Source organism: Sinanaerobacter chloroacetimidivorans (assembly GCF_018128545.1).
GTDB lineage: Bacteria > Bacillota > Clostridia > Peptostreptococcales > Anaerovoracaceae > Sinanaerobacter > Sinanaerobacter chloroacetimidivorans.
This window is the reverse complement of the sequence record NZ_JAGSND010000011.1, coordinates 128,030-142,523: the sequence shown is the minus strand read 5'-3', so window position 1 is coordinate 142,523 and position 14,494 is coordinate 128,030. Positions and strand designations below refer to the sequence as shown.

Sequence of the window (14,494 nt, the reverse complement as noted above, 5' to 3'; positions counted from 1 at the left end):
ACTGTAATAGTCCAGATTACGCCATTTACTGCAAATATCAGATTTTCTAAGATCAAAATGGAGATATTTTCATCTAAATAAGACTCCTTTTCTGGTTCATAAAAATTCGTTTGTGCAGACTCCTGCACAAAAAAAGGCGCAAAAAAATAAAGGCGCTAACTTTTGAAGTGTTACGGCGGCGCCTTTATATCGTGCTGTCATTTTTTTATTTATTCTTCGTCAGACTTATTCGGTGGAGCAGTACGTCTGACAGCATGAAAGCCTCTGGCTGGCCCGTTTGGATTTTCTCCATGGAAGCCTCTGGCTGGCCCGTTTGGATGTCTGCCAAAGGGATGATCAAAGAACTTGCCGCCAAAATTGTGGCGGTGAAAATGACGTTCTTGCTGCTCTTCCACAAGCTCGGATTCTAAAACCTGGATGATACGGCTTAGATAGTTACTTAAATTTTTCTGTTCCTCTTCTTCTAGACATTCAAACAGTTTGTCAAAGCTGAATTCCTGCTCCGTTGCTTCGGTTCCTTCCTGGGTAAGCTCAATATTCATTACACGACGGTCAGTCTCAGACGGAGTACGTTTGATGTATCCGTTTTTCTCTAATTTAGAAAGTAACTCTCCCAATGATTGCGGTCGCATATCAAGCAGGTAAGACAGTTCTTTTTGGCTGATTTCCGGTTTCATTTTTAAAATTGCGAGAACCCTGCCCTGGCCTCTTCGAGGGTCCCCCATAGGACCATGCTGTGTATGGTTCTGTTGATGATAACGGTGGAATAACCACTCAATCCGTGTAAATTGTTCTATCAAATCGAAATTTATTTCAATCATAAAATCTTCTCCTTTTCACTAGACAAATAGATTTGAAGGTACCTTATGATCATATTATAAAGGTACCTTAATAAGATGTCAACTTATTTTATAAGGTACCTTACAATTAAACTTATAAATTTCTGATAGAGATTGATTCTTACTGGGGGAATATCGCGGATTACGAAACCTTGATAGCCTTCTTAAGTGACGGAAGGATCATAGCGGCGATGATACCCCCAGCTAGCGCAGTGATAAGCTGAGGGATCGAAAACATATGTGAAATAATCGATGCCTGTTGTTCAGGTAAGTTCAAAAATAGTGGAACCGCTACTTGCACAATTCCGATATATAAAACAAAAAACTTTGCGGCTGCAGCAGTAGCCAATGCCACGATATAGGCAATGTACTTCTGACCTCTATTTTGATTACCTATGAAATACCAAAGCAAGATCAGCACAATATTACCCGCAGCAATAAAGGGAATTAAGATCCAAAGTGGGCCGATACCGAAAAACTTCGCTATGATGGGTGAAATAACAGCAACAGAAAGCCCCGACGCCAGTCCGCACGTCATGGCCGAAACAATGAGCAGCAGATTGACAATCGTCCCTGTTATCATAACGTTCCCTAACGGTGCAGTTGCGGCCTGCAGCACAATCAGCAAGGCGATAAAAATTGCTGTGTGAGTAATCCAAAATATTTTTTCTTTGTCCTTCATGTTGTACCACCTTTTTTCACGTTTTATCCATTATATTACAAATCAACCGATATGTATATCAGTGAATCTATCAAATACAAAAACTTGACTTTTAGGTATAAGATACTATAATTTAAATATAATCGATTATATAAAAAATAAAATTGGGTTGGACCAGAAATATAAAATAGAAAGGGCGATGATAAAATATGAGAATGGAAAATATAAATCATGTCGCTATTATCGGAACCGGTATGATCGGAGCCAGCATGGCGGCACTGTTTACAGGAAACGGTTATCCCACGACGATGCTTGCATTCAGCGAACGGGGGCAAAATAACGGGAAAGCGCTTTATAATACGTGCTTTAAGGACTTGATTGAAAAAGGACTTGTGACAGAGGAACAGGCTGAGCGGTGCGGAAAGCTGCTGCGCATTACTTATGATTACAGTGATATTTCCGATGCCGATTTTATTTTTGAATGCGTAGTGGAGCGGACGGAAGTAAAATACTGCGTTTATGAAAAAATCGAAGAGCACTGCAAACAATTTAAAGTATTGGCATCATCGACTTCCGCTCTGTCCGCCGATATTCTTGCAGAGGGTCTGAGCAGGAATAAGGAAAAATTGGTGGTGGCTCATCCGTACAACCCGCCGCATCTCGTGCCCTTTGTTGAGGTTGTTAAAAGTGCATATACGTCGGAAGAGACAGCTAAAACCGCCTATGATGTACTCGAGTCAACGGGGAGAAAGGTGATTATCATGCAGAGATGCGCTCCTGGATTTGTTGCAAACAGGCTGCAGCATGCACTCCTTCGAGAAGCGATACATATTGTTGAGGAAGGACTGGCTACGCCAAGGGATATCGATAAGGCATTGATGTACAGTTTTTCGCCGCGATATACTTCTGTCGGCCTTTTTGAACATCAGGATGCCGCAGGGCTGGATATGGTAAAGTGTATTGAGGATTATTTGCTGCCGACACTGAGCAATGCGAACACAACCCCGGATTACATCAATAACCTGGTAAGTGAAAACAACCTTGGCATGAAAACGGGTAAAGGAATTTACGACTGGACAAAAGAGGCACAGGAAGATTTTCGCCGAAGAGCGTCAGCACCATATTTATGTTATTTTAACTGGGACATTCCAAAAGAATAAAACAATACAATACATATCAGGTTCTCTCCTCCTTTTCTATTTCATGAAAGAAGTACCTCGCCGGGCTTCTTTCTTTTTTTGAGCAAACGATTTACCTGTTTATATATCAACGATTACAAACAATCGATTAAATAATTGCATTGACTTTGAACAAGTATTTTTGCTATTATATAATTGTTAATATATAGTAAGAGGTAGAATATGACAAAGATAAAGAGAAAACCTATTGAAAAGAGACCATTATACAGGGAAGAAATAGGGAATGCCATCCGAGATGCCATCGTTTCAGGTGATTTGAAGCCGGGCGACCGAATTGTAGAAACCCAATGGGCGAAAGACCTGGGCGTATCCCAATCGCCGGTGCGCGAGGCGATCAGAGAACTTGAGATGATCGGCCTGGTGGAAAATATCCCTTATCAGGGCTGTTTTGTTCGGAAAATCACAAAGCAGGATATGAAGGATGCCTATCGGGTCCGTATGTATTTGGAAATGTTGGGGATTCAAGATGCAGTTGAGAGTGCGACAGAAGCCCAGTTAAAGGAAATATATCAAATTCTTGAAGAGATGGAAGCGGAAGCAAAGAAAAGCGCTTTTAATTCATATACAAAAAAGAATGAACAGTTTCATGAAAAGATCATAGAAATTTCTCAAAATAAGCTCCTGATCCGTTTATGGAAACAAAGCCACATACAGGATTCAACTTTTTTTGGAACACAGCTTTCTGAGCAAACCCTGGAAGCGTTGGCAGTCCGCCACAAAGATTTATATGATGCAATTGCGGCGCGGGATGAGAAACGTGCGAAAGAAGCAATCTATCAGCATTTCCAGGAACTGATTGAGGAATTGGATAAGAAAGCATAACAAATAAATCATGATAGGAAAGCAAAATGCTCGGCAGCGGGTGTTTTGCTTTTTTTTATCTGATAGTACATATCGCCACTTTTTACGTTGAAGGCTTCAAGGCTTAAAATTAATGATTTCATTTTCCATGAATCTCTTAACACAATATTGACATCATTTGATTAGCTGATATAATTATATAATAAATATAATCGATTATATAAAAACGATATTTCCTCATATAAATCAAAAGGAGGTGAAGGATGGATACCTTAAAAAGGAAACCGATTGAAAAGCGGCCCCTGTACAGGGATGAAATCAGGAATGCCATCAAGAAGGCGATTATGTTGGGTGAGCTGAAACCGGGAGACCGGATCATCGAAACCCGCTGGGCAAAAGAGCTGGGCGTATCACAATCCCCAGTGAGGGAGGCAATACGGGAACTGGAAATGATCGGGATTGTGGAAAACATTCCGTATCAAGGATGTTTCGTTCGAAAAGTCACAAAGAAAGATATGCGGGATTCTTATAAAGTTCGTATGTATCTGGAATTGCTGGGGATTCAGGATGCAGTGAAAAATGTGGATGAAAACAAGATAAAAGAGCTCCATTCCATTTTAAAAGAAATGGAGATTGCTGCCGAAGAGAATAATTTTGATCTCTATATAAAGAAAGACGTCTTATTTCATAAGAAAATTGTTGCGATTTCTAAAAATAATATCTTGCTCCGCTCCTGGGATCAATGCAACATTCATGATCTGACCTACATAGGGACTTGGGTTTCACACCGGACACTGGAACAGCTGTCCGTCCGTCACGAAGGTTTGTATGAAGCGATTGCGGCGCGGGACGCGGAACGAGCATCGACGGAGATAAGCCGCCATTTCGAACAGCTTATCGATGAGCTGGATATTGCAGAAGATTAGGCGGAGAAAATGATTGAATCAGCACAGCATAGCACTAAGCTATGACTAGAATATCAGGAGGTAAACTGTGGAAGGATTAATTGGCAAAAGCGAGATAAGAATTGATGCTTATGACAAGGTCACCGGAAAAGGTCTGTATGCCAGTGATTACGTCAACCAATTCCCTGTTTTGGCACATATGAAAGCATTACGCAGTCCGTATGCTCATGCAAAAATCAAGAAATTGGATATCAGTAAAGCAAAGGCGCTGGATGGAGTGATCTATATTATGACAGGGGATGAACCCGGAATTGATTGGGATCAATACCCCAAGGCAGCAATCATCGCCAAGGACGAAACACTTTGGGCCGGCCAGATGGTTGCTCTGGTCTGCGCAGAAACAAAGGAAATCGCTGAGAACGCAGTGGAATTAATTAAAGTGGATTATGAAAAACTGCCGGCAGTTTTGGATTATTATGCGGCAATCAATCCGAATCCCGTATCGGTAATAGATCCGGAATACGAAACACGCCCGCTGGGATTTTCCGATAGACCGGGAGACCGAGCTTCAAACCGCGTGTCTCCAAACGTCGTGGGAGCGTTTAAGATGCATGCCGGTGATGTGCCTGCGGCCATGGAAAAGGCTGAAGTTATTGTAGAAGGTGAATTCTGGACCGGAAAGAAAACGGCCAGTCCGCTGGAATGCGCCAATGCGATCTGCCGTTATGATTCTGATGGCGGGATCACCATGTGGTCCAACGGCGCAGGTGTGCATGGTGTTATCAAACAGGGCATCTGCAGGATCCTTGGCATCAAAGAAAGCATGGTGCGGGTCATTCAACCTTATATGGGAGGAAGCTTTGGTTCCCGTCTGAACCCATATGTAGAAATAATTACTGCATTGATGTGTTTGAGAACGAAAAGGACTGTTTCGTTCCAGTTCAACAGAGAAGAAGTTTTTACCGGAGCACCTTCCAACTGGCCTTGTATTACCAAGGTGAAGCTGGGTGCCATGAAAGACGGAACGATTGTAGCCAATGACTATTATCTGGCGGAAGAAATCGGAGCCTGTGTAAATAATACATTCTTCAGCGGGCGGCTTTCCTCCTCCGGTGTAATTCCGGTTTATCGGTTCCCAAATCTGAGGATGGATACCTGTGCTGTTGCCACCAATACGGTGCCCGCGGCAGAATATCGCGGACTTGGCTGTCCGGAATCGGAATTTGGCATAGAGTGCCTTGTGAATCAACTGGCTGACGAACTGGGTATAAGCCCTGTAGAGATCCGGATGAAAAACATCATCGATAAGGGAGAAAGAGATGCTCACGGTGAACTGATCACGAGCATCGGACTGAAAAAATGTCTGCAAAGCGTTGCAGATGCGGTCAAAGTTGAGGAAGAACCCGAACAGGATACGGGCGTATGGAAAAAAGGACGCGGTTGTGCAGTAGGCGGCAAGCAGAATACGCCGCTGGGACGTTCTGAAGCCGAAGTATGGTATAACAGCGACGGAAGCATTCAGCTGTTCATCAGCTGCGACGAAAATGGTATGGGTGCAACGACGGCCTTGGCCCAGATCGCTGCCAACGAATTTCATGTGCCGCTTTCCGAGATCAAGGTTACCAAGGGTGACACTGCGATCACACCATATGACAACTATTCCGCATCCAGCCGTACTACGTATAATACGGGCAATGCGGTAAAGCTGGCCTGTGAAGATGCCATTGCCAAGTTAAAAGAAGAAGTTGCCCGGGTTTATGGTTTGCATCCTTCTAAAGTCGAAATCAGAGGAAGAAAAGCCATTCTGTCCGGATCCTACATACAAGAAGCGGATATTCCGTCTTTATTCAAGCCAACCTCCATGTTTACCCAGGGCAACTGGGGACTGCAGAAGGGTACCCCTGTGGTAGGGCATGGCCTGTTCTGCCCTGCTCCGATCCATCAATGGGATGAAAAGGGTTTGTCCGACCGTGTGTGGAATTGGTTCCAATATTCCGCAGCAGCAGTCGAAGTGGCTGTCAATGAAGAAACAGGGCAGGTCAAGGTCCTGAAGATCGCCTCGTCCGCGGATACAGGAAATCCTATCAATCCGAAACTGGTTGAAGTACAGATCGAAGGCGGCGTCCATATGGCCATTGGCTTTTCTATCAATGAAGAACATATTTTTAATGAAGACGGAAAAATCGCCAATGCAAATTTTAGTGATTATCGGCTTCCGACAATTTTAGATATGCCAACAAACGAAAATGTGCATGCCTTTATCAATCCGGATCCGCTGCCTGACGGGCCTCATGGTGCAAAGGGTATGGCGGAATCCATCACGATCCCTGTAGGTCCGGCAATCGCGCATGCAATTTATAAAGCGGTTGGTGTCAGAGTAACCGGCTATCCTATGACCGCAGAGCGAATTTTAGCTCTTATCAATGAAAAGAAGGCAAAGGAGGCGGCTAAATAACATGGAAAGAATGGAAATTAAGATCACTGTCAATGGCAGAAAGTATACGTTATATGTAAGTCCGGACAGAACGCTCCTTGAAATACTCAGGGAAGAACTGAATCTGATCGGTACGAAAAAGGGCTGTGATGATTCCAACTGCGGAGTCTGTACTGTTTTGATGGACGGCATGGCAGTGAAGAGCTGCACGATACTGATCCCTCAGGCCAACGGACATTCCATTACCACCATCGAGGGACTGGAACGCGAGAACAGTCTGCATCCTTTACAGCAGTCGTTTATCGATCATTTTGCGGTTCAGTGCGGTTTTTGTACTCCCGGCATGATCCTGACGGCGAAAGCGATTCTGGATGAGAATCCAAAGGCAACAGAAGAAGACATCAGAGAGGGTCTCCATGGAAATGTCTGCCGCTGCGTCGGGTACAAGAAGGTGGTTGAATCCATTGAAGCGGTACGTGACGGTGAATATAGCGAAAGCTGCGGGGAGGTGTAGAAGATGCGTTTTGAGAAATATTTTGAACCAACTACGGTTGAGGAATGCGTTCAAATCTTAAAAGAATATGGTTCCGATGCGAAAATTCTTGCCGGTGGAACCGACTTGGTCCCACGACTTAAGAACAAGATCTGGAAACCGAAAGCAGTGGTGGGCATCGGAAAGCTTCCGGATATCGACACCATCGCAATACAAAAGGACAGCCTGGAATTAGGCGCTGCGGCACAGCTGAGAAAAATTTCCCTGGATAAGTCCCTGGAAAAAGACTACAAAGTGATTATGGAAGCCGCCGGAAATGTGTCCTCCATGCAGATCAGAAATATTGCCACCATCGGCGGAAATGCCTGTAATGCTTCTCCAAGTGCGGATGCAATCCAGGGATTGATTGCAATGGATGCAAAAGCTGTCATTGCCGGACCTGAAGGGACTCGGGAAGTGGCCATCGATGAGTTCTTCACCGGTCCCGGAACCACTGTACTGAGTACGGGAGAATTTCTTCTGAAATTCAAAGTCGCCGTACCGAAACCCCGTACGGGAGCGGTTTACAAGAAATTTGCAATTCGAGGAGATACGGATATTTCAATCGTTGGAGTAGCTTGCCGGTTGATCCTGCAAGAGGACGGAACCATAGAGGATGCCCGTATTTCATTAGCTGCAGTCGCTCCAAAACCGATTCGGGCTTCAGAAGCGGAAAAACTGCTGATTGGAAAGAAACTGACTGCCGATTTGATCGAACAGGCAGCGGAAGCAGCAGAAAAAAACTGCACTCCGATTTCCGACCAACGTGCCACAGCTGAATACCGAAAGCAAATGGTGCGTGTGTGGACTCGCCATGCTGTGGAGGAAGCAGCAGAAAGAGCAAAAAATAATTAAAAATTTTAGCAGAGCAGAGGAGAACGTCGATATGCAAATGTTAACACCAAATGTATACATAGAAACAAAAATCAGAGGTTGCAATCCAGGAATTGTTTTTACAAGGGAGGGCTCAGTCTTTATCGATACGGCTCAATGGATTTCAACATTACTGGAAATGCGTAAATTTGCCGAAGAGAAGGGACCGATCAAATATCTGATCAATACAGAAGGACATATTGACCACATCTTTGGCAATCATTGGTTTGCAGGCGAAACCACCGTAATCGGACATGAGAAGCTGAATGAATTATTCTGGACGGTTGCCGGAGAACTGGACTGCTATGACTACAGCGTGGATGTCATTCAGCGCCAGGATAAAGAATGCCTGCATTTGATGCCTTCCCGTGAGGAGTACATTGTTAACCGCCCTCAAATCACTTTCAGTGATCGTATGACACTCAAACTGGGAGACCATACCTTCGAACTGTATCATACTCCGGGGCATTCCACTTCACAGCTTTGTGTTGTTGTTCCGGAGGAACGAGTAGCCTTTACCGGGGATACCTTATTCTCAGGCTGCCAGACATGGCTTCATTCGGCAGATATCGATCCTCTGTTTAAAACCCTGGATTTCCTGGAAACACTGGATGTAGACTGGTTTGTGCCGGGCCATGGCCCGGTGGTAGGCAAGGAATTTATCCGTGAGCAGCGTGCCTTTATCTATGAATGGATTGCAGCGGTTGCAAAAGGAATTCAAAAGGGCTGGTCTTTGGAGGAATGTATTAAAAACATCAGCTTTGAAGACCGCTGTCCGGTGGACATCGGTCAGGAGGAAATGATGGAGTACATCCAGAGAACAAACGTGGTGAAATGCTACAACTACCTGATGAAAAATCAATAAACACCCTCCGAGAGCCGGCTGCGATCTTTTAAAAAAAGCCCAGCCGGTAACCTTGTTTCATGAGAACGTTGGCTTGGAAGACTATACATTGATATTCCGTTTGATTTCCAAGGGGGTCTTTTTAGAAGCGGTATTTTTATACAAATCAAATTGATAGGTGCATTTATCTGCTCGTGTCACGGAAGTTGTATATTCAAATGCAAACCCGGAGTCTAGATAGGATATTCTTGTGATTTTATATCCTGCATTTTTTGTGGAGCATTCCAGCAGAGCGGCCTCGCTTCTGGTTAGAATAATTGCGTCTAAGGACTCTTTTGCGTGATACATATCTAGATGATAGGTTTCATTCAGGATCTGGTACAGGGAGTTCTTATTGAAATCGAAAGTTTCAATTTTATTGCAGAGATAATAGGGAATATAAGTACGCTCCCATAGTATGGGTTCCTGATTGGCAAGACGCAGACGCTCCAGATAAAACACGGGTGTTTGTGCGGTGGGAAGCTTTAAAATGTCCGCGATAGCATCAGGACACCTTTCCAGAACCTCTGCCTTTATGACTTTCGAACTGGGTTTGGCATCAATCAGTTTCATGTCTTCCGTAAAATTATAGAGGTGATTCATGTTTCGCTTTATTTTAGAATTCGCAATAAAGGTACCTTTTCCGCGGTAACGGACAAGGAGGCCTTCTTCCACCAATTTATTCATCGATTGCCGGACTGTTGTTCTGCTTACATTTAATATTTCACATAAACTTTTTTCGGCAATCATCATATCACCTGGTTGTAATACGCCGTTTTGAATCTGAATACGAAGATAGGCAGCCAGTTGTACATACAGGGGAACATCTGCCCCTTCTGAAAACTGAAATGTATTTTTAAAGTATTCGATATCCATAAGAAAAGCCTCCTTTTTGCACCTAAATCCGGCCAATCTTTGATTGGCAGGAATTTTCCGTTAAATTGATGTTGGATTTTCTTTCCATAGATTAAGAAAACCGATTAATTCCTGAAGGACGGGACTTTTGGCATAGCGTACATAATAACCGGAGGTTGCACAGCCCATATAAAGGCAATCTGTAAAGGAGAAGCTGCGCATCATACCATATAAAAATCCTGCATTAAAATTGTCACCGGCGCCTGTGGTAAGTTTCGGATCGGCACAGTAAGGCCCGTTCACTTCGTAATAGGAATTGCCGTGTCGGCAGCATGCCCGATCAACAAGATGGATTACAATGCAGAAAAGTTCTAACCGATCGGATAAAAAATCAAGAATCGCCTGTGGGTCGGCCGCCGCGTAATCCGTTATTGTTTTGCCTAGTGCCTCGCTGATTTCACAGGCTTCTTTTAAATTCATACTTAGTGTAACACGAAATCCTGCTTTCGTAAAATTGATTATATGGGAAAGAGCAATTTGCAGATCCTCTTTTGTGCGCTTTTCCGGGTCGGCCAAATCAAAGAATACAGTCTTTTCGGATGTCGTAATATTAGGTGCTGCGACGTTCAGAAATTCTTCCCAGATCTGATTCATACCGACGATCATGGACCAATTTGAGAAGACGAGATAATGACATTCTTCAAACAGTGCAATGAGCTGAGGCAGGGAACAATGTTTTTTTATATTTTCCCAAGTCACCGCATTCAGTGAAGTCAGCTTGGAAGCAATAATCTTACCATCGTTGAATTCCAAAGCATCGGTCACTGCAGGAGGACCAAGGCAGATAATCTCTCTGCATCGATGAAGAGCATGAAATGTCGGATCAAGATCGGGAAAACCTACAGATCCCATATAGGTAACATCAACCGCGTAATTGAGCAGAGAGTTGGCCAGAATCGGCCCGTTACCGCCCATTTTTATCTGCTGACTTACCAATTCGATATTCGTACTCATACCGCTTCCGTGTGCTATTCGGTCTGCATAGGCTTGAATGGTAGAGATCCTTTTATAAGAATCAGGGGAAAACCGGATATCTACCACATGAATGATTTCATCAATAAAGCCGTCAAATCCAACAAAGACCTTTTGCGTCTTGACTGGTTGATTTAATAAGGCAGATAGACCGGATAAAGAAGCAGCAAAGGACTGAATTTTTTCCGCGCACATAAGACCTCCTAAATGATTTGATTGTATGATACATTTTATAAATGGGATTATATCGTTGTTTCGGACAAATTGCAAGAAAAAATGTATTGACATAAAAATTTCAGGGTGCTACATTAAATGTATCATACATTTGGTACATAATGCATATAACGTATCAAATGTTATAGTAACCAAAGGAAATTTGGGAAGGAGAAAATCAGTATGAGACCAAGTAAAAAAGCCAGTGAAATGACCGTAACCGAATTAGCTAAGTACATTGATTATTCTGTATTAAAGCCGGAATTCACAGAACAGGAGATCATTGATTTAACAAAGGACGGAGTAAGGCTGGGCTGTGCAACCATTTGCATCAATCCGGGATATCTGGATTTATGCGAACCCTATGTAAAGGGGAGCGAGACCATGCTCTGCCCGGTATGCGATTTTCCGTTCGGAACAAGTTCTTCGGAGTCAAAAGTAAAACAAATTGAGATTGCAGCAAAATATGATACGGTAAAGGAAATCGATGTCGTAGCAAACTTCGGATGGATCCGCGGCGGTATGTATGACAAGGTCACGGAAGATATCAAAGCCTGCGCAGATATGGCACATCAATATGGCAGAAAGTTAAAAGTAATCTTTGAGACAGATGCACTGGACGAAGAACAGGTAAGAAACGCTTGCCAATGTGCGGTAAAAGCGGGAGCAGACTTTGTAAAAACCAGTACGGGTTTTTTAACCGGGTTTGAGGCACACGGTGCGACACCCGAAATCATAAAAGTGATGATGGAAGAAGTCGATGGCAAGTGCCAGGTGAAAGGAAGCGGCTGCATTCGAACCAGAGAACACTTTCTGCAGCTGATTGATATGGGAATCGACAGAATGGGTGTAGGGTATAAATCTGTACCTGTTGTTCTGGATGAAAAAAAGGAAAGCATCATGCACGATAACTATTAAACGAAGAACGGAGGGAAAGCAAAGGTATGAAAAAAATCAAGGCTGCAGTTGCAGGCATGGGCTTTATAGGGACCGCACACGTTGAAGCGCTGAAAAGGCTGAATAACGTGGAAGTGGCAGCAATTTGCGGGAGCAAACGATGCACCGAGGCAAAGGCAGAGGAGCTCGGTGTTGAAAACTATTACAGCGATTACAGCGAAATGCTGAAAAATCCTGAAATTGATTCCGTACATATTTGTACCCCTAACTATCTGCATTTTCAGATGGCAAAGGATGCCCTGAATGCAGGTAAGCATGTAATTTGTGAAAAGCCTCTGACAACCACAAAGGAAGAGGCAGAGGAGCTGGCAGCTCTTGCAAAGGAAAAGGGGCTTATAAATGCTACGAACTTTAACATTAGATTTTATCCCCTGATTCATCAGCTTAAGGCTATGGTTGAGAAAGGGGACCTGGGAGAAATTTTCTCTGTGAACGGCTCCTATCTTCAAGACTGGCTGTTCTATGAAACGGATTATAACTGGAGACTGGAGCCCGAACTGTCCGGAGAATCAAGGGCCATTGCAGATATCGGGTCTCATTGGATGGATCTGATTGAATTTGTGACCGGGCTCAGGGCAACTGAGGTTTTTGCAGATTTTGCAACCTTCCACAAGGTAAGGAAAAAGCCTTTGAAACCGGTTGACACCTATTCAGGAAAGATGCTGACTTCTGAGGATTATCAGGATGTGCCGATCAATACGGAGGATTATGCAACTGTGATGATACGGTTCGGCAACGGTGCAAGAGGAGTCATGACAGTAAGTCAGGTATTTGCAGGGAAAAAAAATTGCCTTTCCTTTGAAATTGCAGGTTCAAAAAAATCAGCGTCTTGGATATCAGAGAAGCCGAATGAAATTTGGATCGGCAGAAGAGATACAGCAAATGAGTCTCTTCTGAAAGACCCCTCCATCCTGTATCCTGAGGCTGGAGCCCTTGTAAACTATCCTGGAGGCCACAACGAAGGGTTCCCGGATACCTTCAAGCAAAACTTTATTAAGATTTACAAAGCGATTTCTGAGAACGCAGGGGTCGTAAAGGAGGAATATCCTACCTTTGAGGCCGGATTGAGGGAAATCATACTTTGTGAAAAGATCGTTGAGAGCAATAAGAAAGGCGCCTGGGTAAAACTTTAATTATTAAAATAAGTAAGTTTACTATTTGTTTGATTGAACGGAAGAATTCCAATCCGGCTAAAGCCGGGGAATTCCCGTATGGCGCCTGCCGACATTTGCTGCGCAAATGGGGCTAGGTGCGTAAAAGGAGAGAAATTGATGAAACTAGGTTTAGTAAGTGCGATCCTGGCTGGTCTAAGTTTTGAAGAGGTTGTTGATTTTGCAGCTGAAAAGGGTTTTTCCTGTCTTGAAATGATGTGTTGGCCGGTAGGGAAAGCAGAAAGAAGATATGCCGGGGTAACCCATATCGATGTTTCAGACATCAGCGAGGATAAGATCAGCTACATCCATAATTATATGAAACAAAAGGGTGTTGAGATTTCTGCACTCGGCTACTATCCGAATCCATTGGATCCGGATAAGGAAAAAAGCGACTTTTATGTGGCGCACATTAAGAAGATGATCGTAGCTGCGCAAAAGTTGGGGGTAAAGACAGTCTGTACCTTTATTGGAAGGGATAAGTCCAAAAATGTAGATGAGAACTTTGAGAAGTTCAGGGAAATATGGCCGCCAATCATTCAGTTTGCAGAAGAACATGACGTAAAGGTGGCAATCGAAAATTGTGCAATGTACTTTACAAATGACGAATGGCCGGGGGGAGTGAACCTTGCTTCTACTCCCGCAATCTGGAGAAGAATGTTCCAGGAAATACCAAGCGATTATTTTGGACTGAACTACGACCCATCCCATCCTCTGTGGATGCAGATGGACTACATAAAGCCGATCTATGAATTTAAAGATAAGCTGTTCCATATTCATATCAAGGATGCGAAGGTGTACCAGGATAAGCTGGACGAGGTAGGAATTATGGCGACTCCGCTGGAGTTCCATTCCCCGAAGCTTCCGGGGCTTGGTGATGTGGACTGGGGTAAATTCATTTCAGCTCTTACAGATATCAGGTACAAGGGATATGCATGTATCGAAGTGGAAGACAAATCCTTTGAAGATTCCCTTGAGGACATAAAAGATTCGGTGGTTCTCAGCAAGAGGCATATTGATCAGTTTATTATATAATGTCATGCAATCTGTATAAAAATGCACGATGCAATAAACGTTTCCTTGCGAATCAAAAAAATATAATCGATTATATATAAATATTTCTTGAATTACCATTTGATTGTGATAAAATAGTATTACA

14 protein-coding genes are annotated in these 14,494 nt (G+C 43.5%); 10 read left to right on the top strand and 4 right to left on the bottom strand.

Features of this window, described 5'->3' with window-relative positions; translation table 11 throughout:
- Positions 1-209 precede the first annotated feature (209 nt).
- A complete protein-coding gene (locus KCX82_RS15525; protein WP_227019406.1) occupies positions 210-821 on the bottom strand; it encodes a MarR family winged helix-turn-helix transcriptional regulator in 612 nt (203 codons plus the stop codon).
- Positions 822-981: 160 nt separating this feature from the next.
- On the bottom strand, positions 982-1,521 hold the full coding sequence (locus KCX82_RS15520; RefSeq protein WP_227019405.1) for an ECF transporter S component: 540 nt from the start codon (positions 1,519-1,521) through the stop codon (positions 982-984).
- Between the two features lie 194 nt (positions 1,522-1,715).
- On the opposite strand from KCX82_RS15520, the gene KCX82_RS15515 reads away from it, so the two are divergent.
- From KCX82_RS15515 to KCX82_RS15485, 7 genes are all read left to right on the top strand, one after another.
- The gene (locus KCX82_RS15515; RefSeq protein WP_227019404.1) at positions 1,716-2,660 is read left to right on the top strand and encodes a 3-hydroxyacyl-CoA dehydrogenase family protein; all 945 of its coding nucleotides are present in this window, start codon (positions 1,716-1,718) and stop codon (positions 2,658-2,660) included.
- A gap of 201 nt (positions 2,661-2,861) precedes the next feature.
- Positions 2,862-3,521, top strand: coding sequence for a GntR family transcriptional regulator (locus KCX82_RS15510; RefSeq protein WP_227019403.1), 660 nt, complete (start codon positions 2,862-2,864; stop codon positions 3,519-3,521).
- A gap of 242 nt (positions 3,522-3,763) precedes the next feature.
- Positions 3,764-4,426, top strand: a complete 663-nt coding sequence (locus KCX82_RS15505) for a GntR family transcriptional regulator (protein WP_227019402.1) — start codon at positions 3,764-3,766, stop codon at positions 4,424-4,426.
- Positions 4,427-4,493: 67 nt separating this feature from the next.
- On the top strand, positions 4,494-6,860 hold the full coding sequence (locus KCX82_RS15500) for a xanthine dehydrogenase family protein molybdopterin-binding subunit (protein ID WP_227019401.1): 2,367 nt from the start codon (positions 4,494-4,496) through the stop codon (positions 6,858-6,860).
- Position 6,861: 1 nt separating this feature from the next.
- Positions 6,862-7,353, top strand: a complete 492-nt coding sequence (locus KCX82_RS15495; protein WP_227019400.1) for a (2Fe-2S)-binding protein — start codon at positions 6,862-6,864, stop codon at positions 7,351-7,353.
- 3 nt (positions 7,354-7,356) lie between these two features.
- Positions 7,357-8,226 (top strand): FAD binding domain-containing protein, encoded by an 870-nt coding sequence (locus tag KCX82_RS15490; RefSeq protein ID WP_227019399.1) that lies wholly within the window; start codon positions 7,357-7,359, stop codon positions 8,224-8,226.
- A 31-nt stretch (positions 8,227-8,257) separates the two neighbouring features.
- The gene (locus KCX82_RS15485; RefSeq protein ID WP_227019398.1) at positions 8,258-9,109 is read left to right on the top strand and encodes an MBL fold metallo-hydrolase; all 852 of its coding nucleotides are present in this window, start codon (positions 8,258-8,260) and stop codon (positions 9,107-9,109) included.
- 81 nt (positions 9,110-9,190) lie between these two features.
- On the opposite strand, the gene KCX82_RS15480 is transcribed toward KCX82_RS15485, so the two are convergent.
- Positions 9,191-10,003, bottom strand: a complete 813-nt coding sequence (locus KCX82_RS15480; protein ID WP_227019397.1) for a GntR family transcriptional regulator — start codon at positions 10,001-10,003, stop codon at positions 9,191-9,193.
- Between the two features lie 60 nt (positions 10,004-10,063).
- Positions 10,064-11,209, bottom strand: coding sequence for a PfkB family carbohydrate kinase (locus KCX82_RS15475; protein WP_227019396.1), 1,146 nt, complete (start codon positions 11,207-11,209; stop codon positions 10,064-10,066).
- 201 nt (positions 11,210-11,410) lie between these two features.
- Here KCX82_RS15475 and deoC point away from each other — a divergent pair, with 201 nt between their 5' ends.
- The 3 genes from deoC (at position 11,411) to KCX82_RS15460 (ending at position 14,370) form a co-directional block, all read left to right on the top strand.
- A complete protein-coding gene (gene deoC / locus KCX82_RS15470) occupies positions 11,411-12,145 on the top strand; it encodes a deoxyribose-phosphate aldolase (protein ID WP_227019395.1) in 735 nt (244 codons plus the stop codon).
- A 26-nt stretch (positions 12,146-12,171) separates the two neighbouring features.
- A complete protein-coding gene (locus tag KCX82_RS15465) occupies positions 12,172-13,317 on the top strand; it encodes a Gfo/Idh/MocA family protein (RefSeq protein ID WP_227019394.1) in 1,146 nt (381 codons plus the stop codon).
- 138 nt (positions 13,318-13,455) lie between these two features.
- Positions 13,456-14,370, top strand: coding sequence for a sugar phosphate isomerase/epimerase family protein (locus tag KCX82_RS15460; RefSeq protein ID WP_227019393.1), 915 nt, complete (start codon positions 13,456-13,458; stop codon positions 14,368-14,370).
- Positions 14,371-14,494 lie beyond the last annotated feature (124 nt).

Coding starts and splice junctions, on each gene's coding strand:
- KCX82_RS15495 (WP_227019400.1), top strand. CDS start 6,862: ATGGAAAGAATGGAAATTAAGATCACTGTCAATGGCAGAAAGTATACG.
- KCX82_RS15520 (WP_227019405.1), bottom strand. CDS start 1,521: ATGAAGGACAAAGAAAAAATATTTTGGATTACTCACACAGCAATTTTT.
- KCX82_RS15505 (WP_227019402.1), top strand. CDS start 3,764: ATGGATACCTTAAAAAGGAAACCGATTGAAAAGCGGCCCCTGTACAGG.
- deoC (WP_227019395.1), top strand. CDS start 11,411: ATGAGACCAAGTAAAAAAGCCAGTGAAATGACCGTAACCGAATTAGCT.
- KCX82_RS15475 (WP_227019396.1), bottom strand. CDS start 11,209: ATGTGCGCGGAAAAAATTCAGTCCTTTGCTGCTTCTTTATCCGGTCTA.
- KCX82_RS15460 (WP_227019393.1), top strand. CDS start 13,456: ATGAAACTAGGTTTAGTAAGTGCGATCCTGGCTGGTCTAAGTTTTGAA.
- KCX82_RS15510 (WP_227019403.1), top strand. CDS start 2,862: ATGACAAAGATAAAGAGAAAACCTATTGAAAAGAGACCATTATACAGG.
- KCX82_RS15465 (WP_227019394.1), top strand. CDS start 12,172: ATGAAAAAAATCAAGGCTGCAGTTGCAGGCATGGGCTTTATAGGGACC.
- KCX82_RS15515 (WP_227019404.1), top strand. CDS start 1,716: ATGGAAAATATAAATCATGTCGCTATTATCGGAACCGGTATGATCGGA.
- KCX82_RS15490 (WP_227019399.1), top strand. CDS start 7,357: ATGCGTTTTGAGAAATATTTTGAACCAACTACGGTTGAGGAATGCGTT.
- KCX82_RS15525 (WP_227019406.1), bottom strand. CDS start 821: ATGATTGAAATAAATTTCGATTTGATAGAACAATTTACACGGATTGAG.
- KCX82_RS15480 (WP_227019397.1), bottom strand. CDS start 10,003: ATGGATATCGAATACTTTAAAAATACATTTCAGTTTTCAGAAGGGGCA.
- KCX82_RS15485 (WP_227019398.1), top strand. CDS start 8,258: ATGCAAATGTTAACACCAAATGTATACATAGAAACAAAAATCAGAGGT.